Source organism: Azorhizobium sp. AG788 (assembly GCF_943371865.1).
Lineage (GTDB): Bacteria > Pseudomonadota > Alphaproteobacteria > Rhizobiales > Xanthobacteraceae > Azorhizobium.
Window position 1 is genome coordinate 292,010 of the sequence record NZ_CALRWL010000001.1, and the last position, 23,864, is coordinate 315,873.

General features: G+C 65.9%; 21 protein-coding genes. 8 read left to right on the plus strand and 13 right to left on the minus strand.

Annotated elements, in window-relative coordinates; all coding sequences use genetic code 11:
• Nucleotides 1–63: 63 nt before the first annotated feature.
• From AAG816_RS01250 to AAG816_RS01270, 5 genes are all read right to left on the minus strand, one after another.
• Nucleotides 64–951 carry an ABC transporter permease gene (locus AAG816_RS01250; RefSeq protein WP_341987488.1) on the minus strand — a complete coding sequence of 296 codons (888 nt, stop codon included), beginning with the start codon at nucleotides 949–951 and terminating at the stop codon, nucleotides 64–66.
• Complete coding sequence (locus AAG816_RS01255) at nucleotides 948–1,700, minus strand: ABC transporter permease (RefSeq protein ID WP_341987489.1); 753 nt, start codon at nucleotides 1,698–1,700, stop codon at nucleotides 948–950. Before AAG816_RS01255 ends, AAG816_RS01250 begins: the two co-directional genes overlap by 4 nt.
• Nucleotides 1,700–2,524: an ABC transporter ATP-binding protein gene (locus AAG816_RS01260; RefSeq protein WP_341987491.1), complete on the minus strand. Its 825-nt coding sequence runs from the start codon at nucleotides 2,522–2,524 to the stop codon at nucleotides 1,700–1,702. The genes AAG816_RS01255 and AAG816_RS01260 overlap by 1 nt, the downstream gene beginning before the upstream one ends.
• A complete protein-coding gene (locus AAG816_RS01265) occupies nucleotides 2,521–3,600 on the minus strand; it encodes an ABC transporter substrate-binding protein (RefSeq protein ID WP_341987492.1) in 1,080 nt (359 codons plus the stop codon). The genes AAG816_RS01260 and AAG816_RS01265 overlap by 4 nt, the downstream gene beginning before the upstream one ends.
• A gap of 212 nt (nucleotides 3,601–3,812) precedes the next feature.
• The gene (locus tag AAG816_RS01270) at nucleotides 3,813–4,724 is read right to left on the minus strand and encodes an FCD domain-containing protein (RefSeq protein ID WP_341987493.1); all 912 of its coding nucleotides are present in this window, start codon (nucleotides 4,722–4,724) and stop codon (nucleotides 3,813–3,815) included.
• A gap of 199 nt (nucleotides 4,725–4,923) precedes the next feature.
• Between AAG816_RS01270 and AAG816_RS01275 the strand changes: the two genes are divergently transcribed.
• The gene (locus AAG816_RS01275; RefSeq protein ID WP_341987494.1) at nucleotides 4,924–6,165 is read left to right on the plus strand and encodes a hypothetical protein; all 1,242 of its coding nucleotides are present in this window, start codon (nucleotides 4,924–4,926) and stop codon (nucleotides 6,163–6,165) included.
• Between the two features lie 71 nt (nucleotides 6,166–6,236).
• Nucleotides 6,237–7,271: a GTP-binding protein gene (locus tag AAG816_RS01280; RefSeq protein WP_341987495.1), complete on the plus strand. Its 1,035-nt coding sequence runs from the start codon at nucleotides 6,237–6,239 to the stop codon at nucleotides 7,269–7,271.
• Nucleotides 7,272–7,279: 8 nt separating this feature from the next.
• Here AAG816_RS01280 and AAG816_RS01285 read toward each other — a convergent pair whose 3' ends face one another.
• Nucleotides 7,280–8,221 (minus strand): LysR family transcriptional regulator, encoded by a 942-nt coding sequence (locus tag AAG816_RS01285; protein ID WP_341987496.1) that lies wholly within the window; start codon nucleotides 8,219–8,221, stop codon nucleotides 7,280–7,282.
• A gap of 97 nt (nucleotides 8,222–8,318) precedes the next feature.
• On the opposite strand from AAG816_RS01285, the gene AAG816_RS01290 reads away from it, so the two are divergent.
• Nucleotides 8,319–8,879, plus strand: coding sequence for a flavin reductase family protein (locus tag AAG816_RS01290; RefSeq protein ID WP_341987497.1), 561 nt, complete (start codon nucleotides 8,319–8,321; stop codon nucleotides 8,877–8,879).
• Nucleotides 8,880–8,949: 70 nt separating this feature from the next.
• Complete coding sequence (locus AAG816_RS01295) at nucleotides 8,950–9,969, plus strand: Gfo/Idh/MocA family oxidoreductase (protein WP_341987498.1); 1,020 nt, start codon at nucleotides 8,950–8,952, stop codon at nucleotides 9,967–9,969.
• Nucleotides 9,970–9,997: 28 nt separating this feature from the next.
• Here AAG816_RS01295 and AAG816_RS01300 read toward each other — a convergent pair whose 3' ends face one another.
• On the minus strand, nucleotides 9,998–11,281 hold the full coding sequence (locus AAG816_RS01300; protein ID WP_341987499.1) for an MFS transporter: 1,284 nt from the start codon (nucleotides 11,279–11,281) through the stop codon (nucleotides 9,998–10,000).
• A 381-nt stretch (nucleotides 11,282–11,662) separates the two neighbouring features.
• Nucleotides 11,663–13,240: an FAD-dependent monooxygenase gene (locus AAG816_RS01305; protein WP_341987500.1), complete on the minus strand. Its 1,578-nt coding sequence runs from the start codon at nucleotides 13,238–13,240 to the stop codon at nucleotides 11,663–11,665.
• A gap of 242 nt (nucleotides 13,241–13,482) precedes the next feature.
• Between AAG816_RS01305 and AAG816_RS01310 the strand changes: the two genes are divergently transcribed.
• Nucleotides 13,483–13,908 carry an organic hydroperoxide resistance protein gene (locus AAG816_RS01310; protein ID WP_341987501.1) on the plus strand — a complete coding sequence of 142 codons (426 nt, stop codon included), beginning with the start codon at nucleotides 13,483–13,485 and terminating at the stop codon, nucleotides 13,906–13,908.
• A 133-nt stretch (nucleotides 13,909–14,041) separates the two neighbouring features.
• Here the strand turns inward: AAG816_RS01310 and AAG816_RS01315 are convergent, their stop codons facing one another.
• On the minus strand, nucleotides 14,042–14,578 hold the full coding sequence (locus AAG816_RS01315; protein WP_341987502.1) for a hypothetical protein: 537 nt from the start codon (nucleotides 14,576–14,578) through the stop codon (nucleotides 14,042–14,044).
• Nucleotides 14,579–15,097: 519 nt separating this feature from the next.
• On the opposite strand from AAG816_RS01315, the gene AAG816_RS01320 reads away from it, so the two are divergent.
• Both AAG816_RS01320 and AAG816_RS01325 read left to right on the plus strand, forming a co-directional pair.
• Nucleotides 15,098–15,463: a 2Fe-2S iron-sulfur cluster-binding protein gene (locus AAG816_RS01320; RefSeq protein ID WP_341987503.1), complete on the plus strand. Its 366-nt coding sequence runs from the start codon at nucleotides 15,098–15,100 to the stop codon at nucleotides 15,461–15,463.
• A 114-nt stretch (nucleotides 15,464–15,577) separates the two neighbouring features.
• Nucleotides 15,578–16,060: a ferritin family protein gene (locus AAG816_RS01325; RefSeq protein WP_341987504.1), complete on the plus strand. Its 483-nt coding sequence runs from the start codon at nucleotides 15,578–15,580 to the stop codon at nucleotides 16,058–16,060.
• 10 nt (nucleotides 16,061–16,070) lie between these two features.
• Here the strand turns inward: AAG816_RS01325 and AAG816_RS01330 are convergent, their stop codons facing one another.
• Nucleotides 16,071–16,661 carry a TetR/AcrR family transcriptional regulator C-terminal ligand-binding domain-containing protein gene (locus AAG816_RS01330; RefSeq protein WP_341987505.1) on the minus strand — a complete coding sequence of 197 codons (591 nt, stop codon included), beginning with the start codon at nucleotides 16,659–16,661 and terminating at the stop codon, nucleotides 16,071–16,073.
• A 497-nt stretch (nucleotides 16,662–17,158) separates the two neighbouring features.
• On the opposite strand from AAG816_RS01330, the gene AAG816_RS01335 reads away from it, so the two are divergent.
• The gene (locus AAG816_RS01335) at nucleotides 17,159–18,499 is read left to right on the plus strand and encodes a hypothetical protein (protein WP_341987506.1); all 1,341 of its coding nucleotides are present in this window, start codon (nucleotides 17,159–17,161) and stop codon (nucleotides 18,497–18,499) included.
• Between the two features lie 387 nt (nucleotides 18,500–18,886).
• Here AAG816_RS01335 and AAG816_RS01340 read toward each other — a convergent pair whose 3' ends face one another.
• The 3 genes from AAG816_RS01340 to AAG816_RS01350 all read right to left on the minus strand — a co-directional run bounded on the left by AAG816_RS01340 (nucleotide 18,887) and on the right by AAG816_RS01350 (nucleotide 23,864).
• A complete protein-coding gene (locus AAG816_RS01340; RefSeq protein WP_341987507.1) occupies nucleotides 18,887–19,195 on the minus strand; it encodes an SCP2 sterol-binding domain-containing protein in 309 nt (102 codons plus the stop codon).
• 80 nt (nucleotides 19,196–19,275) lie between these two features.
• The gene (locus tag AAG816_RS01345; protein WP_341987508.1) at nucleotides 19,276–21,066 is read right to left on the minus strand and encodes an acyl-CoA dehydrogenase C-terminal domain-containing protein; all 1,791 of its coding nucleotides are present in this window, start codon (nucleotides 21,064–21,066) and stop codon (nucleotides 19,276–19,278) included.
• 467 nt (nucleotides 21,067–21,533) lie between these two features.
• The gene (locus tag AAG816_RS01350; RefSeq protein ID WP_341987509.1) at nucleotides 21,534–23,864 is read right to left on the minus strand and encodes a 3-hydroxyacyl-CoA dehydrogenase NAD-binding domain-containing protein; all 2,331 of its coding nucleotides are present in this window, start codon (nucleotides 23,862–23,864) and stop codon (nucleotides 21,534–21,536) included.

Here is a 23,864-nt window from a genome sequence, read left to right on the forward strand (position 1 = left end):
CCGTGTTGGCCGCGCCTTGAACGTGCGCCGATGGAACGTCCTCCCGGCCGGACGGCAGGCGGCCTAAGGGCGGGTTTCCGGGTGCCAGCGCAGCAGGCGCTTGCGGGTCAGCTCCACGCTCTTCACCACCAGTGCGCCCAGCAGGGCGATCTCGACGATGCCGGCGAACACGCCCGGCGAGTCGGCGAACCGCCCCGCCTGCATCATGGAGCCGCCGATGCCCGGTCCGCCCATGAGCATTTCCGTCACCACCGTGGTGATGAGGCCCACCGGCACCGCGATCTGGATGCCGGTGAGGATCTGCGGCAATGCCATGGGCAGCACCACCTCGCGCAGCACCTCCCGCGGCGTGGCGCCGAACGAGCGGGCGGACCAGATCACCCATTTGTCCACCCCCAGCGTGCCCGCATAGGTGGCGGAGACGATGGGGAAGAAGCAGGAGAAGGCGATCATCACGATCTTCGAGGTATCGAAGATGCCGAACCACAGGATGAAGATGGGCAGAAACGAGATCTTCGGCATGGGAAAGCCCACCGAGATCAAGGGATCGAAGAACCAGCGCACGGCGCTGTTGCGCGCCATCAGCACGCCCAGCGGGATGGCCACCACCAGCCCCAGGGCGAAGCCCGAGGCGGCGCGGTAGAGCGTCAGCCCCAGATCCAGGACCATGGTGCCGGAGATGGCATCCTGCGCCACGCGGGCCAGAACGGTGGAGAGCGGCGGCAGCAGGAAGGGATTGATGGCGCTGAGGCGCGCCACCGCTTCCCAGGTGATCAGCAGCGCCGCGACCACCGACAGCTGGATCAGCGTGTCGCCCCAGAAATGGGCGATGGCCCGCAGCCGCGGATAGGATGGCCCGCCGGCGGGCGCAGCGCGGCGCAAGGGGGCAGCCGCGGGCCGTGCGGGCGCCGGGGTGCGGCTGGAGGCGGAGGAGGCCATACGGATGCTCAATTGTCCCTCCAGCGCAATTGCCGGCGCACCAGGGCGCCATAGGCCCGGTCGGCGGCAAAGCCCACCGCCGCCACGCACAGGATCACCGCGAACATGGCCGCATAGGCCCCGCCATCGCCCAATTGGCTGATGAGATAGCCGACCCCGTCCTTGGCGATGACGAATTCCGAACTCACCATCAGGATGAAGGAGAAGGCCAAAGCGGTGCGGATGCCGTTCAGCAGCTCCGGCATCGCCGCCGGCAGCGTCACCTGCAGCAGGGTTTCGAACCGCGAGGCGCCCAGGCTGCGGGCCGACCATTGCAGGAACGGATTGACGCCCTTGGCGCCATTATAGGTGCTCACCACCACCGGCAGCAGGCAGCCGAGGAAGATCAACAGGATCTTGGACATGTCGCCGAGGCCGAACCAGATCATCATCACCGGGATCAGGGCCGATTTCGGCATCGGGTAGAACAATTGCACGATGGGGTTGATCAGCAGCCGCGCCGGCCGGAATGCGGCCATGGCCAGTCCCGCCGCCACGCCTACCGCGATCGCCGCGCCAAGGCCCAGCGATGCGCGGAACAGCGAGCGCAGGCCGTGGCGGAGGATCTCGCCATCACGCACAAGGTCCCAGAATGCGGTGACGACCGCAGGGACGCTGGGCAGAAGCTCGTTGGACAGCGGCCCGGCGGTGGCCAGGATCTGCCAGATCACCACCACAATGAGGATCGGCAGATAGCGCACGAAGATGTTGGTGGTGCTCATCAATGCGCCCCCCGCGTGGCCGCGATCGCCTGCTCGCGCACCAGGCCCCAGATCTGCTCGCTGAGGTCCATGAAGGCCGGGCGCTTCATCACCTCCTCGGAGACGCCCCGCTCCAGGTCCACGTCGATGACATGCTGGATGCGGCCCGGCCGGGCGCTCATGATGGAGATGCGGTCGGCCAGGAACACCGCCTCGTGCACGTCATGGGTGACGAACACCACGGTCTTGCGGGTGCGCTCGAAAATGGCGCGCAGTTCTTCCTGCATCACCCGCCGCGTCTGCGCATCCAGGGCGCCGAACGGTTCGTCCATGAGCAGGATTTCCGGCTCCACCGCCAAGGTGCGGGCGATGGCGGCGCGCTGCTGCATGCCGCCCGACAATTGCGAGGGAAAGGCATTCTCGAACCCGGTGAGGTGCACCAGATCGATCATGGCCTGCGCCCGATCCATCCGCTCCGCCTTGGGCAGGCGCTGCTTTTCCATGCCGTAGAGCACGTTCTCGCGCACGGTCTTCCACGGGAACAAAGCGAAGTTCTGGAACACGATGCCTCGCTCCGGCCCCGGCCCGGCGACCACACCGCGCGGCGTCTCGATGCTCCCCTCCTGCACCGGGATGAAGCCGCCGATGAGATAGAGCAAGGTGCTCTTGCCGCAGCCGGAGGGGCCGAGCAAAGCGTGGAACTCGTTCGGCCGGATGGTCAGGTTGATGTGGTCGAGGGCAACCACGCCCCCGGACACGCCATTGGAGCCGTAGCGGTGGGTGACATCGCGGATCTCGATGCCGACGGGCGCTCCGACGATGGCCTGGGCGACCGGGGCGTTCATCGCGTCGCCGCCTCCGAGGCCTGGATGCGCTTCTTGGCTTCCTCCACGAAGCTGATGTCCACATAAGCGGGCGCCACCGTAAACGCGCCCTGCAGCGCCCCGGCGGTGCCGGAGGGCAGAGCACCCACGGCGATGGAGGCATCCACCATGGTCTGGATGTTCGGGACATTGGGGAACATGAAGGGGTCGCGGTAATAATCCGCCTTCGTGAACAGATATTCCAGGTCTTCCGGCTTCTGCTTCATGAACTTGGCGATGATCTCGGTGGCTTCCTTCTTGTTCTTCGGATCAGTGAACCAGCGCACGGCGCGCACATGGTCCTCGAAGAAGTCCATCAACGCTGCCTTGTTCTTGGCCAGGAAGTCGGCGCGGGCGGCAAGGAACACCAGTTGGGAGGGGCCAACCGCATCCTTTACGTCATACAGCACCTTGAATTTCCCGGTGGCGACCATCTGGTCGGAGAAGGGCTGGAGCACCGTGCCCATGTCGATCTTGCCCTCGCGAAGCATGGCCGGCATGTTGGAGAAGGCCACCTCGATGGCGGTATAGTCGCGCTTGTCCTGGAGGCCGGCCTTGCGCAGGCCGGTGCGCATGCCGGTGTCGGAGGCCGAGCCGATGGCGTTGGTGCCGACCCGCTTGCCCTTCAGGTCGGTGATCGTGTTGATGCCGCTGTCGGTCTTCACCAGGAAGGTGTCGGAGTGATAGCCGTCCACGCCGTCCTGGATGATGTCGGCCACCACCTTCACATCCTGGCGGGCGTTGTTCACCGCCAGCGCCAGCACGGCGGGGGAGAAGGCGGCCATGTCGATCTCGCCGGCGGCCATGGCCTGGATCTGCGGAGATGAGCCGCGGAACAATATCGGCTCCACCACATAGCTCTTGCCGTAATACTTCAGGATCTCGGGCTTGGAATAGAGCACAGGGATGAGATGGCCCGGCATGGTGGACCAGCCGATGCGGATGTTGACCGGATCGGCCTTTGCCGCCGTTCCCGAAGCCGCCAATGTTCCGAAGGCTGCGGCAAAGCCGCATGCGGCCAGCCCAAGGCTTATGCGTCGCCGCGTGTGCAGACCCATGGTGTCCTCCCTATTTATGATCGTCATGCCCGCCGCCGTTGATCGGAGGTCGGGCTGGTCGTCCCGGCGCCTGCGGCGCCTGAAGTCCGGATCGCTGCCGCCGCTATTTGGCGTTCGCTGGCGGCGCGATGTTGCAGATCTGAGTCAACGTTCGAAAATTATTGTCATGTTCGAACGCCGATGTGTCAACCAATCTTGGGGCGCAAACCTCTTTAAGCCGCGCTGATCTTGCCCACGAAGGTCTCGATCTGGTCGATCACCCGCGCCACGCTGCCTTCGAAATGGGAGCGCAGGATCGCCACCGCCTCATCGGCCTGGCGTGCCAGGACGGCCTCGGCCATGGCGCGGTGCTGGCTGCGCACGGTATCGAACAAGGTGTGCGACTGCGCCATGCACACCACCGAGACCCGGCGATAGCGCTGGAACTGGTCCGACAAGGTGGCGCAGAAGTGCAGCAGCCATTTGGAATCGCAGGCGGCGATCAGGCTGGTGTGGAAGCGATCGTGCCGGCGCTCCCACTCGTCCATGGCGGCATCGTCATCGAACGAGGCCGGCATGGGGCTGCGCTCCAGCCGGTGCAGCGCCACCAATATCTCGTCCTCCCAATCCTCGCCGCCCAGCGCCATGGCTTCGCGCAGCGCCCGGCAGGTGAGGTCGACGCGCAGACCGCACAGATCCTTCAATTCCCTGATGGACAGGGGGGCGGCCACGAAGCCGCGCTGGCCCTCGAAGGCCACCAATTGCTCGGAGGAGAGCCGCACCAGCGCCTCGCGCAGCGGGCCGATGCCCACCGCATAGCGGGCGCTCAACTGGCGAAACGGCAGGCGGGTGCCCGGCGCGATGCGGCCGGCGATGAGATCCGCGCGCAGGCGCAGATAAATGCCTTCTCCCAATGTCTTGGGATCCGCCCCGGCGGGCGCCGGGGGCGGCTCCGCCAGCACCATGGAGGGCGATGCGGTGCGGCGCGGGGCCTTGGTTTTGCGGGCGCTCTTGGTCGTTGTCGGCGTCTCTGCCGCAGTCGCGGCACGCAGGTTCGACGGGCGCGGGGCCGATAGGCGCGGCTTGGCGGGGCGCGGCTTCGACAGGCTCGGGTCGGACGGGCTTGGTTTGGTCTTGGTCGGCATGGTCGTGCGGCACCCTCACGCGGAGCGGGTGGAATGTTCGCCAGCATAGCATGACGCGGCCCTTCGTCGAGCGTGCGCAAAAATTTATAACAAATGCGTCTTGATAGAACGCGGGCAATTTGACAGAGATTATCGGGCGCCGCCGTTCATGCGGGGCAGCCACGGCCAACGCCAAGTGCCGGTTGGGAGACCCTTTCACATGCTGACCACCACCGACCAGGGCGCTGACGACAGCCAGACCCGCAACTTCAAGCTGATCGCCCATCATGATCTCGGCGGCTTCGGCGGGCTGGGGGAGGGCATGTCGATCCAGATCGCCAAGGACGGCCGCCGCATCCTGTGGCTGGCGCACGAGAGCGCGCCGAAGAACTTCACCGCGCTGGATGTGACCGATCCGAAGAGCCCGCGCATGGTGGTGCAGACCGAGCTGCCGCAGGCGCACATGCGCTCCAACTCGCTGGAGGTGACCGGCGACATCATGGTGGTGGCCTATCAGACCCAGAAGGCCGGACAGCAGCCGGCGGGCATGGAGATCTTCGACATCTCGGTGCCGGAACAGCCGAAGTCGCTGTCCTTCTTCGATTGCTCCGGCCCGCATTCGCGCGGCGTGCACCAATTGTGGTTCTGCGACGGCGAGTATGTCCACATGGCCGCCGGTGCGCCGGACTTCACCCCGCGCGATGCCAAGGATGACCAGTTCTATCGCATCATCGACGTGCGCGATCCCACCAAGCCCACCGAAGTGGGCCGCTGGTGGCTGCCGGGCACCCGCGAGGGCGACAGCGCTCCGGCCCCCGTGCGGCACACGCCGGAGTTCGATCTCGGCTTCCGCGCCCACAACACCAATGTCTATCCCCAGCGGCCGGACCGGGCGTATCTCGGCTATCTGGATGCGGGGATGATCGTGCTCGACATCTCCGACAAGTCGGCACCCAAGCCCATTTGCCGCTGGGACAATTCCCCGCCTTACGCCGGCTTCACCCACACCGTGCTGCCGCTGTTCGAGCGCAATTTGCTGGTGGTCACCGATGAATCGGTGGTGGATGACGGCGCCGACTGGCCGAAGCTGGTGTGGATTCTCGATGCTCGCGACGAGACCAACCCGATCCCCATCGCCACCTGCCCGATGCCCAGCCGCGCGGTGTTCGCCAAGCGCGGCGGTCGCGTGGGCGCGCACAATCTGCATGAGAATTTGCCGCTGCCCACCTCCTGGTTCTCCGACCAGGTGATCATCGGCACCTTCTTCAACGGCGGCCTGCGGGCGTTCGATATCTCCAATCCGTACCAGCCGGTGGAGATCGCCTCCTTCGTGCCGCCGGCCCCGCCATTGGCCCCCACCGGCGCCATCCAGCTCAATGACGTGTTCGTGGACGAGCGCGGCATCGTCTATACGGTGGATCGCCATGTGGGCGGGGTCTACATCCTCGAAATGGACTTTTGAGATGATCTTGCTCCCGACGTGCGCCGATCTGGATCGGGCAGGCCCGTCCTCGCCCGTCATCGGGCTCTGACATGCGCCCCTCGGATCTGTTCGGCGGCAGCCCGTTCGGCCGGCGGGTGCGCCGGCCGGGGGCCGGGCGGGTGCCGGTCACGGTGGTCACCGGCTTTCTCGGCGCCGGCAAGACCGGCCTGATCCGCGCCGCGCTCGCCTCTCCCGATGCGGCGCGCACCGCGGTCATCGTCAATGAATTTGCCGAACTGGGCGTGGATGACGTGCTGCTGCGCACCAGCGCGGAGGATGTGCGCCTCATCGGCAATGGCTGCATGTGCTGCGCCGCCCGCAGCGACCTGCAGCGGGTGCTGCGCAATCTCTATGCGGAGCGCGAGACCGGCGCGGTGCCGCCGTTCGATCGGGTGATCGTGGAGACCTCCGGCCTGTCCGATCCCGGCCCGGTGTTGCAGCTCCTGGCCGGTGATCGCGCGCTCAGTGGCCATTATGCGGTCAGCGCTTTGGTCACGGTGGTGGATTGCGTGCTGGCGCTGGATGGCCAGGCCCCGCCGGAATGGATCGAGCAGGTGGTGCTGGCCGACCGCATCGTGCTGTCGAAGACCGAGCTGGCCTCCGAGGCCCAGGTGGCGCGGGTGCGCGCGCACGTGGCCGCGCTCAATCCCGGCGCGGAGATTCTGGAGGCCTCAAATCTCCGCGCCGATCCATTGGCCTGGCTGGCGCCCGTGGCCGCGGGCGGTGCGCGTGGGTTTCGCGCCGCGCCGGCCGCCGTTGGTCCCGATGCCGTGTCGTGCCAGAGCTTCGTGCTGAGCTTTGATACGCCGTTCCGCTGGGAAGTGTTCCTCCAGGTGATGGAGACGCTGCTGGCCCTGCGCGGCGACGACGTGCTGCGGGTCAAGGGGCTGGTGCATGTGGAAGGCTGCGCCGGCCCGGTGGCGGCGCATTTCGTGCGCCATCTGGCCGCCCGGCCCGAGGAATTGACCGCCTGGCCCGATGCCGACCGGCGCAGCCGGCTGGTGTTCATCACCCGCAATGTGAGCGCGGCGCAGGTGCAGGCGCTGTTCGACGCGGTGCTGGCACTGGCGCCGCCGCCCGGCTGAGCCGCGGCTCAGGCCGCCGGCTGTTCCAGCACCGGCCACACCGCGTCATGGGCGTGGGCCTCCTGCTCCAGCACGCTCAGGAACGCGGCGGCGGCGGGGGAGAGCGTGCGGCGGGCGGGCTCGATCAACACCAGATCGATGGCCAGGGGCGGATCAGCCAGGGGGTGGATGGTCAGGCGGCGCGGGGCGGGCAAAGCGGCGTCCGTGGCCATCATCAGGCCGGGCACCACCGCCACGAAGTCGGTGCGGGCCACGAAGTCCAGGGCGCCCAGCATGGCGTCCAGCTCCAGCAAGCGCTCCACCTGCACCCCATTGGCGGCGAAATAGCCCTCCAGATGGGCGCGGCGGGCGTTCTGGCGGCTGGGCACCACGATCTTCAGCGGGCCGAGATCGGCGAGGCGCAGCGGCATCATGTGCGGCAGGCCGCGGGCCGCATCGGCCACCAGCACTTCGGGCGTGCGGGCAAAGCGCCGGCTGCGCAGGCCGATGGTGCCGGCGGTGAGCGGCACGATGGCAAAATCCAGATCCCCCGCCTGCACCTGCTGGGTGAGGGGGCCGGAGAAGGATTCCACGATCCGTACCACCACATTGGGATGGGCGGCGACGAAGGTGGCCAAGGCCGGGGCGAGCACGCTGCGGGTCATGGTGGGCATGAGGCCCACCACCATCTCGCCATCGAGGCCGGTGCCATAGCTCATCACCGCCCGATTGGCGGCCTCATTGACCCGCAAGACTTCGATGCAGGCGCGGTAATAGCTGTCGCCCGCAGGGGTGGGCGAGACGGCGCCGCCGCTGCGGGCGAACAGGCGCACGCCGAAGCGGTCCTCGATCTTGCGGATGTGCTGGGAGACGCCGGACTGGGTGGCATTCTCGCGCTCCGCCGCGGCGGTGAAGGACCGCGCCTCATAGGCGGCCACGAACAGGCGAATATCGCGCAGGCTTTCGATCATGGGGCGAGATCATGCATGGGGCGCAATCATGAATCCTGATGCCGATGAGCAGATCATATCATTTCTGCCGCAGGGGCCGGCACCCTAAAGTGCGGTCATGAGCGAGCATGTGATCGACTTCGACCAGCCCGAGGATCCTCGACACTTTCGCCGCGCGCTGGGCCGGTTCGCCACCGGCGTCACCATCATCACCACCCGCGGCCCCGGCGGCAAGCTGGAGGGGCTGACCGCCAATTCCTTCTCCTCGGTATCGCTGGATCCGCCTTTGGTGCTGTGGAGCCTGAAGGGCAATGCGCCGTCGCTGGAGAGCTTCGTGGCCTCCGGCGTGTTCGCGGTGAATGTGCTGGGCACGCACCAGGCCCCGCTGTGCCGCCACTTCGCCACCCCGGCCGCGGACAAGTTCGCGCCCATCGCCCACACCCCGGGCCTCGATGGCTGCCCGCTCATCGCCGACGCGCTGGCCCGGTTCGAATGCCGCACCGAGCAGGTGATCGCGGCGGGCGATCACATGATCTTCCTCGGCCGGGTGATGCGGGTGACCCATCGCGACGGTGAGCCGCTGATTTTCAGCACCGGCGCCTTCTGGGCTCCGGCGGCGCTGCCGGAGACCGTTGCCACGCCCGCGCCTTCGGCCGGCATCGATCCGGGACACGCCTGACGCGCTGGTCGCGCGGGGGCGTGTCCCTGGAACCCAAGGCCCGGCACAGGGCCGAACAGGAGGACAACGCATGGTGCGCGCCGCAATCGCCGGCCTGGGCTGGTGGGGAAAACACATGGTGCGACGGATGCAGGGCGCACACGCCCTGCAGATCGTCACGGCGGTGGAGACATCGGACGCCCATGCCGCCTTCGCCGCCGAGCACGGGCTGGCCTTCACCACCCATTGGGCGGATGTGGTGAAGGATCCCGCCATCGATGCGGTGATCCTGTGCACCCCCCATTCGCTGCACACCCGGCAGGTGCTGGAGCTGGCGGCGGCGGGCAAGCACGTGTTCTGCGAGAAGCCGCTGGCGCTCAACCGGGCGGATGCGGAACGCTCGGTGGCCGCCTGCCGGGCGGCGGGCGTGGTGCTGGGCATCGGCCATGAGCGGCGCTATGAGCCGGCCATGGGCGAGGTGCGCCGCCTGCTCCAGGCCGGGGCGCTGGGCACCTTCCTGCATGTGGAAGCCAATTTCAGCCATGACAAGCTGGCGGCGGTGCCGCTGAACGACTGGCGGGCCTCGCCGGTGGATGCCCCCGCCGCCGGCATGACCGCCATGGGCATTCACTTGACCGACGGCTTCCTTGATCTGTTCGGTCCCATCGACGAGGTCTATGCCACCACGGTGCACGGGGTCTCGGGCCGGGCCAATGGGGATGTGGTGTCGGTGAACACCCGCTTCGCCTCGGGGGCGACGGGATTTCTCAATGCGGTGCTGGTGACGCCGCTCTATATCGCCATGCGGGTGTTCGGCTCGGAGGCGTTCGTGGAGATGCGCAACGAGACCCATCCGGATACGCCAGGGCCTACCACGCTCACCGTGCAATATCGCGATGGCCGCTGCGACGTTCAGACCTATGCCTGGGTCGATACCGTGCGCGCCAATCTGGAGGCGTTCGCCGCCGCCATCGCGACCGGGGCGCCCTATATGTTCACCGATGCGCAAAGGGTGGGGAACATCGCGGTGCTGGAGGCGGTGTGCCAGTCCATCGCCACCAATCGCCCGGTGCGCACCGATGCTTTGGCAGGCGCCGACCGCGCGGCGTGACGCGCGGCCGGCCATTTTGAACCGAAGCTCAGTGCTCGGTGGCCATGGCGGTGCCGTCCCGATGGCGGGCGTAGAGAATGAGCGTGGCCAGCAGGCCGCAGGCGGCGGCGAAGCTGAGCCAGAAGCCCGGCGCCGCCTTGTCGCCGGTGGCTTCGATCAGCCAGGTGGACACCGCCGGGGTGAAGCCGCCGAACAAAGCGGTGGCGAGGCTATAGGCCAAAGAGAAGCCGGAGGTGCGCACGCTGGCGGGCATGATCTCGGTGAGGGCCACCACCATGGCGCCATTGTAGCTGGCATAGAGGAAGGACAGCCACAGCAGCACCGCCAGCATCTTGCCGAAGGTGGGGTCCACCACCAGCCAGGCCAGGGCCGGGTAGGAGGTCAGCAGGGTCAGAGCGGCGAAGGTGAGCAGCACCGGGCGACGGCCGATGCGGTCTGAGACCGCCCCCATCACCGGCAGCCAGAACAGATTGGACACGCCGACGCAGAAGGTGACGATCAGCGCATCGGCGGAGGAGAGCTTGAGCACCGCGCGGCCGAAGGTGGGGGTGTAGACCGTGATCATGTAGAAGGACACGGTGGTCATCACCACCAGCAGCATGCCGGCACCCACCAGCCGCCAGTTGGTGGCCATGGAGCGGAAGATCTCGCCGGTGCTGGGGCGATGGGCGCGGGCCAGGAATTCCGGGGTTTCCTCCAGCGAGCGGCGCAGGATGAACAGCAGCGGCACGATCGCGCAACCGATGAAGAAGGGGATGCGCCAGCCCCAGGCGGCCACCACCGAGGGCGCCATCCACTCGCTGAGGAAAAAGCCGAGGGCGGCGGCGACGATGATCGCCACCTGCTGGCTGCCGGACTGCCAGCTCACATAGAAGCCCTTGTGGCCGGGGGTGGCCATCTCTGCCAGATAGACCGAGACCCCGCCCAACTCCACGCCGGCGGAAAAGCCCTGCAGCAAGCGGCCGATCAATACCAGGATCGGCGCCGCCAGCCCGATGGTGGCATAGCCGGGCACGAAGGCGATGAGCAGGGTGCCGCAGGACATGATGGCGAGCGTCAGGATCAGGCCCTTGCGCCGGCCGATCCGGTCCACATAGGCCCCCAGCACCAGCGCCCCCAGCGGGCGCATGAGGAAGCCGGCGCCGAAGGTGCCGAAGGTGAGCATCAAAGAGGCGAAGGGATTGGCCACGGGGAAGAAGGCTGCGGCGATATAGGTGGCGTAGAAGCCGAACAGGAAGAAATCGAACATCTCGATGAAATTGCCGCTGGTCACGCGCAGCACGGTCAGGGCTTTGGATTGGGCTGGGGGCATTGTTGGCCTCTCGATTGTCCTGGCCGACGGGCGGTGGCGCAGGGCGATGGCAAACTGGTGTGCCGAAACAATTTGCGAGGCAAGGGGGTCACGTTGGGGGAGCCGGCCCTTGGGGGCGAGAAATTGCGGGCGCGAATAGTTCGGCGGCGGTGGCGCAGGCCTCGCGGACGCCTCTCTCCATAGGGAAGGGGGTGACCCGGCGCACGACCTCGTTCGCGAGACGAGCGCAGGGGCTGCGAGCCGGTTTCGGGCCGATCGGGATCCACTTCGAGGACCGGCGCACCGGCAAGGACATCGAACGGCATATCGCCGATTGCGCATTGCCCATTGCGCATGGTCGATTGCGACGTCGGCGCCTGTCCCCGCGCGGCGGGGCGCGGCTTATATCAGTCCGATCGCCTCACGGAGATAGTGTGGCACGGACGTCGCCGCGTCCGCGGCGGGACCGCTCCAGCCCAGATAATTGTCCGGTCGCACAAGCCACGCCTGCGCATCGCCGAACGCTTTGCCAAAGGCGCCGGTGGTGTCGATCAGCACTTCGACGCCCGGCGGTTCATCCTCCGGCGCGCCGTCCGAGACCACGGCCACGACGCGGATCTGGTGCGGCCAGCGCCGGTGCAGGTCGCCGGCCAGGGCTTCCACGGCGGCCGTCGTCTCCCGCACGGGCACCAGCAGCACGAAGCCCGTACCCTTGAGCACGTCGAAGAGCCGGACATCGAAGCCCAGCCCATGCCGGCGCAGGCCCTGGACGTCCGGCACCCGGTCGCCGGCGCAAAGCGCGCCCTCGGCTGCGGGCGAGAGCGGCCCGCCGCGATAGGTCACGCGGATCTGGGTATCGGCCAGGCGGTCGCCGGCGCCGCGCTTGCCGAAATTCAGGCTCTCCTCGGTGGTGCGGGCGATGACCGCCTCCGCGATCGGGCGCCGCTCGGCCTCATAGCTGTCCAGCAGGCCCGGCTCCGCGGCGCCTTTCACCACCAGGGCCAGCTTCCAGGCGAGATTATAGGCGTCCTGTACGCCGGTATTCATGCCCTGGCCGCCGGTCGGCGGGTGGATGTGGCAGGCGTCGCCGGCGATGAACACAGCGCCGGCTCGATAGCGCGCGGCCAGCCGCATGGAGATCCGGAAGATGGACGACCACCGCATGTCGCTGAGCGGTGCCGGCTCCGGCAGCAGCCGGTCGGCCACCGCCTGAAGGTCCGCAAGCCCGGCGCCGGCCCGGTCCTCCTGGATGCCGTGACCGGTGCCGCCGCCGGCGGGTGACGCCAGGTGCGCGGGCGCCATGGCGGAGACGCGGTAGCGCCCCCGTTCGGGCAGGGGCACGGCCACGAACAGATCCGGTGGCGCATCGTCCATCGGATGCACCGCGAACACCGCAAGGCCGCGCGGCACGTCCCAGGCGATGGACACGTCGCCGAGCATGAAGTCATAAGGCCACGCCTCCCCTTCAAAGGCGATGCCCACGGCCTTGCGCACCGCGCTGTGCGCCCCATCGCATCCGACCACGAAGCGGGGGAATACCGTTTCCCGGCCGTCCGGCCCTTCGAGCACGACCTTCAGCCCGCTTTCACTCTCCGCCAGATCCAGCAGCGTGACGCCCCGTTCCGGCGTCACGCCGAACTGGGCGAGATGGGCGGTCAGGACGCGCTCGGTCTCGTTTTGGGGCACGCCGAGCGCGGCATAGGGCAGATCGGACAGGTCGCGCCGCAGGTCGCGGGGCGGCTGTCCCGGCAGCAGCATCCGCATGCCCTCGATCCACAGGCCGGCATCGATCATCTCCCGCGCCACGCCCATGTCCTCGAACAGTTCGAGCGAGCGCGGGGTGACGCCGATGGCGCGGCAGTAGGGCGACGGCGCCGGCAATTTGTCGATGATGCGGGCGCGAACCCCATGGCGCGCCAGTTCGGCGGCCAATGCCAGCCCGACAGGGCCGGCGCCAACGATAAGAACCGGTGCATCCATGATCGCTCCTCCCATGGAGGTATCTTTACAAGCTCGTGGGCGCGGGACGCCAGCGGGGTCTGTGGGCCTGCCCCCCGTTTCGGCCGCCGCGCCCCGCCGACCGCCTCCGGACAAGGCGTTCGATAAAAAGATTTGACACAATTTAATTGCGCGCTAAAAGAGCGTCACTCGCCACGGAGCGAGGCCGGTGCGAGCGCGGCGACAAGGGCTGCGCAAGCCGGTTCAAACGGAGGAAGTTCGAGATGTCCGTTGATGTGAAATACACCACCCAGGCCACTGCCACCGGGGGCCGCGATGGCCGCTCCGTCACCCAGGACGGGGTTCTGGACGTCAAGCTGGCCACCCCGAAGGAACTCGGCGGCGCCGGCGGCGAGGGCACCAATCCCGAGCAGCTGTTCGCGGCGGGCTATTCCGCCTGCTTCCTCGGCGCGCTGAAGTTCGTGGGCGGCCAGGAAAAGGTCCGCATCCCGGCCGAGACCACCGTCACCGCCACCATCGGCATCGGCCCCCGCGCCGAGGGCGGCTTCGGCATCACCGCGGCGCTTCAGATCTCGCTGCCCGGCATCGAGCGGGCGCAGGCGGAAGAGCTGGTGGCCAAGGCGCATCAGGTGTGCCCCTATTCCAACGCCACCCGCGGCAATGTGGACGTGGGCCTGACCGTCGCCTGAGGGCGGCTCGCGTCCGGTCCGGCTTGACCGGGCCGGTACACTGGCCAGGGCAAAGAAAACCCCGCCACGGCTCAGCCGGGCGGGGCTTTTTGTTTGGGACCGCAGCGAAGGCCGCGGTGAGATCAGCCGGTGATCACCAGCCGGGACGGCAGTGCAGGCCACCGTAGGGGCCGCGCCAGCATCCACCCGGATGCCAATAGGGGCCGTAGCCGTACCACCAGTCGATGAACAGGCTGGCATTGGTGCCGGACATGGGCTTGTCGTCGCTCAGCACCTTGTAATTGTAGGTCAGCGTGTCGCCGGTGATCACCGGATTGGTCAGCTCGACCACCGCGGTCGCCGGCTTGCCGTCCACAGTCACCGCCAGGGTGGCGTTGGGGGCGTCCTTCTGGAAGCTGTCCTTGCCGGTGTTCCAGAACTTCACGAAGTTCGCGGTCGGGGCATCGCCCGTCATGCGCTCGGGGCGGTCGGCGAACATCAGGGTCTGCGGGGCGACGCCCTTCAGGGTGATGGTCTTCTCATCCACCACCACGGAATCCGCCACCTGGACGAACAGCCAGTTGGCCGGCTTCATTTCTTCCATGTTTCCAGCCGGCTTGGCCGTCTGGGCGCTGGCGCCGCCGACGGCGCAAACCGCCGCCAAAAGCGCCCCGAAAATCGCTGATCTCATAGAACTCTCCAAAGGGGACATTGGGGTTCGTCACCACGGCGGCACTGTATCATCCTGCCGTCCATTTTCCAGGCCCCCGTGCGCGATTGCACACATTAACAAACAGGGTTGGATCACGGCAACTCAAGGGAAGGCAGATGTGCAGATGCTGATGCCGCTGGTAACATGATCTTAGCGTAAGCATAGCTTCCATATATTGAGATTTTGTGTCACCGGACTTGGGGTCTGTTACAGAAAAGCCTGAGCAGTGCCATGATGAGGCGTCGGTATCTGCCGCGCTGCCATCGTTGGAGCACAACCTCACCGATCCTTGCCTGCCCGCGTGCCGCCGCATTGGCGGGTGGGGCCGGGGAGATGTATGCAGTGGCACGCTTTTTGCTCAAGTAATAATGTCGCAAAACGATCCGACATCGCATGTCTCTAACCAGACATGAATGTAGAATTCTGTTGCGATGGCAACGGTCGTGTTCGAAACCGAAGTGTTTCGAAGAGATATCGACAAGTATACGGAGAAGAGAGATGCCCATCGTGACATTCAGGTCGCCGACGGTGAAAGATAAGCGTGTCTATGCCGTCGCGGGCGATACAAGTACGGTATTGGCCGTGGCGCGCGCCAATGGCGTGAAGATCGCCTATGAGTGCCAGGAAGGCGAATGCGGCTCGTGCCTGATCCAGATCGAATATGTGGTCGGCCAGCCGCGCATGGCCATTGCCCTGACCGACCGGGAGAAGTCGAAGCTGCGCGATCTCGGCAAGATCACCCGCGACCAGATCAAGGATGCGGAGGTCAACGACGTTGCGCCGCCGTTCCGCCTTGCCTGCCAGTTCATCGTGCGGGAAGAGGAAATGATCATCCACTATGAAGAGGCCGGCGCCGACGCCTGAGCCCCGGCGCGGCCCGACCGCATGGATCTGGCCGCATGGATCCCCATGGCGCGCCGCGGGAGGTCTCGTCCTCGCCCGGCGCATTCAACCTCACTCGATCTGGCAAGGTGACGCGTGGATACGGTCGAATACTTCCTGGCCTATGCGGTCAAGCTTGAGGAGGAGGCAGCGCTGCGCTTCGGCGAGCTGGCCGATGTGATGCAGAGCTGCGGCAATCGCGAGGTGGCGTCGCTGTTCCGGCGGCTGTCGCATTACTCCCGCCTGCATCTGGCCGATGCCCGGGCGCGCTCCCAGTATCGCGACATTCCCGCCCTGAAGGCGGACGAGTATCTGTGGCCGGATCTGGAGAGCCCGGAGGCGGCGGCGATCTGGGCCGCCGATCCGTTCATCGGCCGCGAGCAGGCGCTGGAGATCGCCCGCGACGCCGAGCAGGCCAGCCTGGACTATTATCGCGGCATTCTGGACACCACGACGGACCCGGAAATCAAGGTCCTGGCCAAGGAGTTCGTGGAGGAAGAAAGCGAGCATGTGCGCGAGATCCACAAATGGATCGCCGCGCACAAGGCCCAGCAGCCGCTGCCCGTGTCGGAAGCATAGTATCTCACGACTACCTCCGCGCGGTCACGAGAGGCAGGAAGATCTCGTCCAGGATCTCGGCGATGACGGGGTCCGAGATTGGCTTGGATGTCATGATGACCTCGTGTCGCATCAGGTCTGCCGGCAAAGCTGCGATGCGTGGCGTGATCTTTTTTGCATCGATTTCGCCTCGCGCGACCCCCCGCTCCAGGATTTGGGCGACGAGGTCCCTGCCAGCGACACGTCTGCGAATCTCCTCTCGGACATTGGCGAGGCTGCAATCATTTTTCGAAAGTTCCGCGTTCATCTCGAGAAAGAGACGCAGCAGCAGCGGTACGCCCCGGTTCGACCATTGCCGGAGCAGATAGGCGAACTCGTCTCGAACACTCTTCAGATCAGGTACGCTGATCGCATTGGCCGCGATGCAGTGCGCCATCGCGGCCGTGGCCAACGCAATTCGGCTGGGCCAGCGTCGAGCCAGGACGGGTCGGCTTGTACCGGCCCGCTTGGCGACCCCTTCCAGGGTGAAGCCGGTGTACCCGAATTCCGCGAGTTCCGTCCAGGCAGCGTCGAGCACCGCCTCTTCGAGCTCGGCGCCACGACGTCGTTCGGCCTTCGTCATCGCCTCTGCATTTCCATGACGTTCGTCTCTATCCTCTTCAATAAGATGCGGACGTGAATCTTATTGACGCGGGCAGTCGCCCCTGCATATAAGATGCGGTATTGCATCTTGTTGCGCAAGGTGCACGACACCTCAGCGCGGAATGAGCCGCGCTGCAATGGGCTCGCAGACAAGGCTTGGCAGTGTTCGAACATCCGAGGGTGCATGAACCTCGTACGCGACGACGCGGCAACATCTCTACGCCGGGCGCGCTTGCGCGTTCGCCGAGGACATTTCGAGCCGCGCGACGTCGTTGCTGCCAGCCAATAGCGTTTCGCACCCGGCGCAAGTTCCGAGCGAGACCTTCGCCTTCAAGCGAGTTCATCCGTGTCGCTGCGGGGGGGGGGGCAATGTGCTCGTCTCGACACCAACGGAGATTCAGCGTGACAGAACTGACGCATGAGAGAGCTTTTGCTGGGTTTGGTCCGAGACCGTCTGTTGGGGTGACAAGACCCAGAATGTTCGGATCGATTGCATTTCTGCTTTTTCTCGCGGGGTGTGCCAGCAAGGGCAGCCAGGAGCCGTTCTTCGACTATCAATCCGAAGCGGCGCAAGGTGCGGAATCGACATCTGCCAAGGCAGGCTCCAGGGGCGAGCAACCGAAAGACGGGAGCGCCTCCGCCCTGCTGGGGAACTCTCAAGTCGGACCAAATTATAAGGTAAATCCAACCGTAGTAAGCAACGGGCGGTATAATATCTACACGTTTGAAACGGAGCGCGGCAATTATACGGTAACCGGCGATGCTCTCGCACGCAAACACATTCAGGAATTGACCGCTCTGGAGGCCCTCAAGGCATATTCGCCGACAGCGGAATTCGTGCATGGAGCCGGCGATGCCGTTACCGGTCCGGTAAAGGGCGTCTTTACGGCGGTCACGAATCCCGCCGGAGCCTCGAAGGCAACCTACGCAAATGTCGAACGTCAAGCCAAATCCGTGCAACGCGGCTTTTCGAAAGCGGGCGAATTCGTCACGACCCTAGGCAAACCGGAGAAATGGCAGCCGAGCCGGGAAGACGAGGATCTGATTGACAAACTTGTCGATAGACAAAAAGAGAAACGGCGTCTTGCGCAGGCGCTCAACGTCGACCCCTACACACATTTTGTCCCGCTCTCCAATGAGCTGACCAAAATGGCGTCCTATTCCGCGACCGGCACATTCAGTGTCAAACGCGCCTTGGGCTTTGTTTCCGGCGGGGCCGGCACAGTCATTTCCGGTATTGGATTTGTCGATTCCTTTACGACGCAGACCATCGATATGGCGCCGGACGAAATCTCGGCAGTCAATCGGGAGAGGCTCCAAAAGCTGAACATTTCTGATTCGACAATCAAGAAATTCCTCTTGAGCGATAAACTGACTCCAACCGAAAGAACGCTCGCCGTTGGATACCTCACCGGCTTGTCCGGTGTGGCTGGTCTTGAAAATATTGTCGCCTTCATCGCAGAGAGTCCAACGAGGCACGATGCGTTCTTCGCATTGCAGACTTTGAGCTATCTGTCGGCGCAGCCGTTTGGGAGTGGGCCTGTTGCCCATGCAGAAATCGTTCACGGCATTCCGATTTTTTCGTTCGGTGATAGCAAGAAGATTGCTCTCCTGACGTCGGACCAACTCTTCTGGACCCCGCCGAATGCAAGTCAGCTCTCAAGTCTCGGTGAGGCACCGCGTGGCAATGGCGGAGGGGCGCCCAATCGGGAAATATGGGTATCTGGAGGAATTTCTGATCTGGCAAAACGCCAACTTCAGCGGCAAGGCTGGGTCGTGAAGGCCAATATCTTCAGCAATTCACGCTGGCTTATCTGAATAAGCCGAAGGATTAACAGCAGATCGATCACACGCCCGGCGGGCAGGCCACCTGGTCGCCGAATACACGGCTCCGTCTTTCCCGGGTGCATCGTCAAGCTCGGGACGGACGGGGAACCCGAGCTGCGGGCGGAGAAATGCCCCACGCGCCGCCCGCAGCTCACCCCCACCTGCCGTTCGACGATCTGCACATTTTGGCCCTTCCGGGAGCACAGTCCATGGCCGTCGGAAGGAGAAACGTCGCGCGGATTGCCTTGACCGTGGGCGCTGCGGGCTCGGCGGGTCGTGCGTCAAGCCGACCCACGATGAGGTGGCGCCGGGCATCCCGCCTTCTTCTCAAGGCGATCGTCATCGCAGATAATATAAGTGCCGCCGCGGATCGCTGGGCTATTGGTCCAGCAGGCCCGCCAGCTTCAGCGCCACGCCCTGGGAGCCTTCGATGCGCAGCCGGCCGGTGGAGAAGGCCAGCATCGGCCCGATCTTGCCGGAGATCAGCTTGTCCAGCGTGTCTGTGGAGAGCTTGAGCACCGCATCGGCCTCGGCGCTGCTTTCGGTGACGGTGACGGCGGGGCCGGTGGCGTCCAGCAGGATGGCTTCCTTGGTGTCGGTCAGTTCGAACCGCACCGTGTGGCCGAGGCTGGCGAGCGTGTCGGCGCGATCGGTGAGATTGTCGATCAGGGTGGCGAGGTCGGCCATGGATCAATCCGCGTAAAGGAGAAGCCGCGCCCGGATCGCCGGGCGCGGCGGGGGACATGCGCGCCGTGGCGCCTGCGGCCTCAGAAGGCCGCGTCGTCGAGCGCCATCATGGCCGACTTGCCGGCCTTGATGGAGCCCCACAGGCCGGCGACTTCCGGCAGCAGGCGATCGATGAAGAAGCGGGCGGTGACGATCTTGGCCTCGTAGAAGGCCGCGTCCCCATTGGCCTCCGCCCGCTTGGCATAAGCGATCTCGGCCATGCGCACCCACATGTAGCCAAGGGCCACCAGGCCGAACAGGCGCAGATAATCGGTGGCCGCGGCACCGGCCTCGTCCGGGTCCTTCATCCCCTTCTCGGCGATATGGCCGGTGGCCAGTTGCAGGGCGCCGAACGCCTTGCCCAGCGGGCCGACCAAAGGCCCGAGATTCTCGTCATCGAGCTTGGCATCGATATAGGCCAGCACCGGATGGAAGAAGCTGCGCAGATAGCGGCCCATGTGGGCGGGCAGTTTGCGGCCCACCAGATCGAGGGCCTGCACGCCGTTGGTGCCCTCATAGATCATGGCGATGCGGGCATCGCGCACATATTGCTCCACCCCATGGTCGCGGATGTAGCCATGGCCGCCATAGACCTGCACCCCCAGCGAGGCGTTGGTGAAGCCGAGATCCGTGAACAGCGATTTGACGATGGGGGTCATCAGCGCGGTGAAGTCCTCCGCATTCTGCCGCTCGTCGGGATCGTTGGAGCGCTCCATCAGATCCAGATTGCGCGCCACCCAGCCCGACAGCGCCCGGCAGCCTTCGTTATAAGCCCGCATGGTCATGAGCGAGCGCCGCACGTCCGGATGGACGATGATGGGATCGGCGGGCTTGTCGGGATATTTCGCCCCGGTCAGCGCCCGGCCCTGCAGCCGCTCCTTGGCGTAAGACACCGCGCTCTGATAGGCCGCTTCGCCGATGCCGAGGCCCTGCGTGCCCACCGACAGGCGCTCGGAATTCATCATGGTGAACATGGCGCGCATGCCCTTGTGGGGCTCGCCCACCAGCCAGCCGGTGGCCTCTTCCAGCGAGAGCTGGCAGGTGGCCGAACCGTTCAGGCCCATCTTGTGCTCAATGCCGGTGCACAGCACGCCATTGCGCGCGCCGGGGGTGCCGTCTTCCTTCGGCAGGAATTTCGGCACCAGGAACAAGGAGATGCCCTTCACCCCCTTGGGCGCGTCCGGCAGGCGGGCGAGCACCAGATGGATGATGTTCTCGGTCAGATCATGCTCGCCGGCGGAGATGAAGATCTTCGAGCCGGTGATCTTGTAGCTGCCGTCGCCCTGGGGCTCGGCCTTGGTGCGCAACAGGCCGAGATCCGTGCCGCAATGGGGCTCGGTGAGGCACATGGTGCCGGACCAGATGCCCTCCACCATCTTGGGCAGGAAGCGCTCCTTCAGCTCCTGCGGCGCATGGCTGTTGAGGGCCTGATAGGCGCCATGGGTGAGGCCGGGATAGAGGCCGAACGAGAGATTGGCCGAGCACATCATCTCTTCGACGAACTTGGTCACGCTGGCGGGCAGGCCCTGGCCGCCCCATTCGGGATCGCAGGCGATGCCGTTCCAGCCGCCCTCCACATAGGTGGCATAGGCGTCCTTGAAGCCGGTGGGCGTGCGCACAACGCCATTCTCATATTTGCAGCCTTCGCTGTCGCCTACCGCATTGAGCGGCGCCAGCACCTCGGTGACCAGCTTGCCGGCTTCTTCCAGCACGGCGTCGATGAGGTCCGGGGTAATCTCCTCCAGGCCCTTCATGTCCTTGAGATTGTCGCTGCCGTGCAGTTCGTGGAGCACGAAGCGCATGTCGCGCAGCGGCGGCTGATAGGTCTGCATGGTCGTCTCCCGTGTCGTCTTGATCTTGATCGCCTGGCGTTCGCCAGAATAATCCCTCTAGGGCCAGGCGTCTTTGGGAGCGCGCAGGCCGAATCCTATGCCTCGGTATCGCCCCTCTCCCCCGCACGGGGAAGAGGGCTGGGAGAGAAACGACGAACCGCCCCCGGTTCGCGGGCAGGCCCGCTGCGCCGTTTCCCTCCCGATCCTCTCCCGCGCCCGGGGGAGGATATTCTTTGCGCGGCGGTTTCCCTCTCCCGCCGACCGATGAAGCGCCAAGTTCACCGTTCGCGACCCTCCCCCCTTGCGGGGGAGGGCAGGGAGGGGGGTGAAACGGCCGCCGCCCGGTGCCCGGTCTGTGGTGGGCGGTGCCTGCCGCCGGTCTCGTCATCCTGTCCGCGGTCTGGGGGGAGGGCGTTTCACCCCCCACCCCAACCCTCCCCCGCAAGGGGGGGAGGGGGAGCGTCGTGCTAGTTCCGCAATGGCCGTCCGGTTTCCAGGATCGCTTCGATCCGGGCCAAGGTGGCGTTGGTGCGGATGAGCTTCATGAAGCCAGCCCGTTCCAGCTCCAGCACCTGCGCTTCCGTCACCGGCACCGTATGGTCGGCGCCGCCGCCGGTGAGCACTTCCGCCAAGGCCGCCGCCACCACCAGATCATGCTTGGTGGCGATGCCGCGCTTGGCGAAGCTCTCCGCCGCCATCTCCAGCGCCACCCGGCCGGACGGGCCGGGCAAAGTGAGATCCTGCGGCTTGGGCGGGGCGTAGTTCTCCACCAGCGCCAGGGCTTTCGCCTTGGCATCCGCCAGCAGGCGGTCGCGGTTCATGGTGATGCCGTCGGTGGGGCGCAGGAAGTGCAGTTCCTTGGCCTCGGCGGCGGATTTCGACACGGTGGCGGTGCTCACGGTCTCGAACACCTTGGAAGGGGCCGGCATCGGCCCCTTGGGCAGACTGGGATCGGTCTGCCAGCGGGTGAGCATTTCCTTGCAGCCGCCCCAGCCGGGCAGCACGCCGACGCCGCATTCCACCAGGCCGATATAGCTTTCCGCATGGGCCTGCACGGCGGAGGAGTGCAGCAGGATCTCGCAGCCGCCGCCCAGCGCCATGCCGGCGGGCGCCGACACCACGGGGAAGGGGGCGTATTTGAGCGCCTGATAGGCCTGCTGGCCGCCGGCCACCAGTTTCTCCACCTCGCCGAACGCGGCGATGTTGCAGGCGAACAGCGCGAGGCCGAGATTGGCACCCACGGAGAAGTTGCTGCCCTCATTATAGATGACGAGGGCCTTGTACTTGTCCTTCACCAGCTTCGAGGTCTTGCCCAAGAGCGAGATGATGCCCTCGTCCAGGGAATTGGACTTGGAGGTGAACTCGAAGCACAGCACGCCGTCGCCAATGTCCCACACCGCAGCGGAACCATTCTTCAGCACCGGCTCGGAGGCGAGCTTGATGTCGGACAGCAGCAGCACGCCCTCGGGGCGGACGATGTCGCGATAGGTGCCGTCCAGGTCCAGATACTGCCGGCGGCCATTCTCCACCCGGTAGAACGGCTTGCCCTGGGCCAGGAACGGCGGCACCGCCTCGCCCGCCGCGGTGAGGATCTCCACCACCGCCCCGGCGCCGATGCGGTCGATCAGCTCGAACGGACCCCACTTCCAATTGTAGCCGAGGCGCATGGCCTCATCGATGGCCACCACGTCGTCCGCCGCATCGGGCACCAGCACTGCCGCATAGGCCAAGGTGCGGGCGACGACGTTGGCGGCATAGCGCCCGGCCGGGGTGTTGGCGGCCAGCAGGGCCTTGGGATGCTTGGAGGCGGCATCCACCTCCGGCAGAACCGCCTTTTCCTGCGCCCGATACTGGCCGGTGGAAAGGTCGATGCTCTCCTTCACCTTGCCGCCATGGTCGCGGTTGAGGCGATAGAAGCCGCCCTTGCCCTTGCGCCCGGTATAGCCGGTCTCGATCATGGTCTTGATCAGGGGCACATCGCGCACGGTGGCGTGGAACGGGTCGTCCTTGGGCAGGGCCCGTTCCAGGCTGCCCTGGACGTGGGGCATGAGGTCAAGGCCCACCAGATCCAACAGGCCGAACACGCCGGTCTTGGGAATGCCGAACGGGCGTCCCATCACCGCATCGGCTTCTTCCACGGTGAGGCCCTGCTCGAACGCCTGACCCACCGCCAATTGCATCCAATAGGTGCCGAGGCGATTGGCGATGAAGCCCGGCGTGTCCTTGCAGCGCACCACGGTCTTGCCCAGCTTCACATCGGCGAAGCGCGCCACCCGGTCCACTGTGGCGGCGTCGGTCTCCGGGCTGGAGACGATTTCCAGCAGCCGCATGTAGCGGGGCGGATTGAAGAAATGGGTGATGAGGAAATCGCGGCGGAAGGCGTCGGACAGGCCCTTGGTCAGGTCCGCCAGCGGGATGGTGGAGGTGTTGGACGACACCGCCGTGCCCGGCTTGCGCACGGCGTCGATCTTGGCATAGAGCGCCTGCTTGATGTCGAGGCGCTCGACGACCGCTTCCACGATCCAGTCGCAGTCGGCCAGTTTTTCGAGGTCGTCCTCGATATTGCCCGGCGTCACCAGCTTGGCGGCGCGCTTCGACATGAAGGCGGCGGGATCCGCCTTCAACAGCTTCTCCACCGCGGTCTGGGCGATGACACTGCGGCCGGCGCCATTGGCCTTGGCGGCCTCCGGCACGATGTCCAGCAGCAGCACCTCCACGCCCGCATTGGCGATGTGGGCGGCGATGCCCGCGCCCATGACGCCGGCGCCGATGACGGCGGCCTTCTTGATCTCAGTCAT

Coding starts and splice junctions, on each gene's coding strand:
- AAG816_RS01280 (WP_341987495.1), top strand. CDS start 6,237: ATGCGCCCCTCGGATCTGTTCGGCGGCAGCCCGTTCGGCCGGCGGGTG.
- AAG816_RS01335 (WP_341987506.1), top strand. CDS start 17,159: ATGTTCGGATCGATTGCATTTCTGCTTTTTCTCGCGGGGTGTGCCAGC.
- AAG816_RS01285 (WP_341987496.1), bottom strand. CDS start 8,221: ATGATCGAAAGCCTGCGCGATATTCGCCTGTTCGTGGCCGCCTATGAG.
- AAG816_RS01265 (WP_341987492.1), bottom strand. CDS start 3,600: ATGGGTCTGCACACGCGGCGACGCATAAGCCTTGGGCTGGCCGCATGC.
- AAG816_RS01255 (WP_341987489.1), bottom strand. CDS start 1,700: ATGAGCACCACCAACATCTTCGTGCGCTATCTGCCGATCCTCATTGTG.
- AAG816_RS01320 (WP_341987503.1), top strand. CDS start 15,098: ATGCCCATCGTGACATTCAGGTCGCCGACGGTGAAAGATAAGCGTGTC.
- AAG816_RS01295 (WP_341987498.1), top strand. CDS start 8,950: ATGGTGCGCGCCGCAATCGCCGGCCTGGGCTGGTGGGGAAAACACATG.
- AAG816_RS01260 (WP_341987491.1), bottom strand. CDS start 2,524: ATGAACGCCCCGGTCGCCCAGGCCATCGTCGGAGCGCCCGTCGGCATC.
- AAG816_RS01315 (WP_341987502.1), bottom strand. CDS start 14,578: ATGAGATCAGCGATTTTCGGGGCGCTTTTGGCGGCGGTTTGCGCCGTC.
- AAG816_RS01350 (WP_341987509.1), bottom strand. CDS start 23,864: ATGACTGAGATCAAGAAGGCCGCCGTCATCGGCGCCGGCGTCATGGGC.
- AAG816_RS01305 (WP_341987500.1), bottom strand. CDS start 13,240: ATGGATGCACCGGTTCTTATCGTTGGCGCCGGCCCTGTCGGGCTGGCA.
- AAG816_RS01310 (WP_341987501.1), top strand. CDS start 13,483: ATGTCCGTTGATGTGAAATACACCACCCAGGCCACTGCCACCGGGGGC.
- AAG816_RS01300 (WP_341987499.1), bottom strand. CDS start 11,281: ATGCCCCCAGCCCAATCCAAAGCCCTGACCGTGCTGCGCGTGACCAGC.
- AAG816_RS01330 (WP_341987505.1), bottom strand. CDS start 16,661: ATGACGAAGGCCGAACGACGTCGTGGCGCCGAGCTCGAAGAGGCGGTG.
- AAG816_RS01270 (WP_341987493.1), bottom strand. CDS start 4,724: ATGCCGACCAAGACCAAACCAAGCCCGTCCGACCCGAGCCTGTCGAAG.
- AAG816_RS01345 (WP_341987508.1), bottom strand. CDS start 21,066: ATGCAGACCTATCAGCCGCCGCTGCGCGACATGCGCTTCGTGCTCCAC.
- AAG816_RS01340 (WP_341987507.1), bottom strand. CDS start 19,195: ATGGCCGACCTCGCCACCCTGATCGACAATCTCACCGATCGCGCCGAC.
- AAG816_RS01275 (WP_341987494.1), top strand. CDS start 4,924: ATGCTGACCACCACCGACCAGGGCGCTGACGACAGCCAGACCCGCAAC.
- AAG816_RS01290 (WP_341987497.1), top strand. CDS start 8,319: ATGAGCGAGCATGTGATCGACTTCGACCAGCCCGAGGATCCTCGACAC.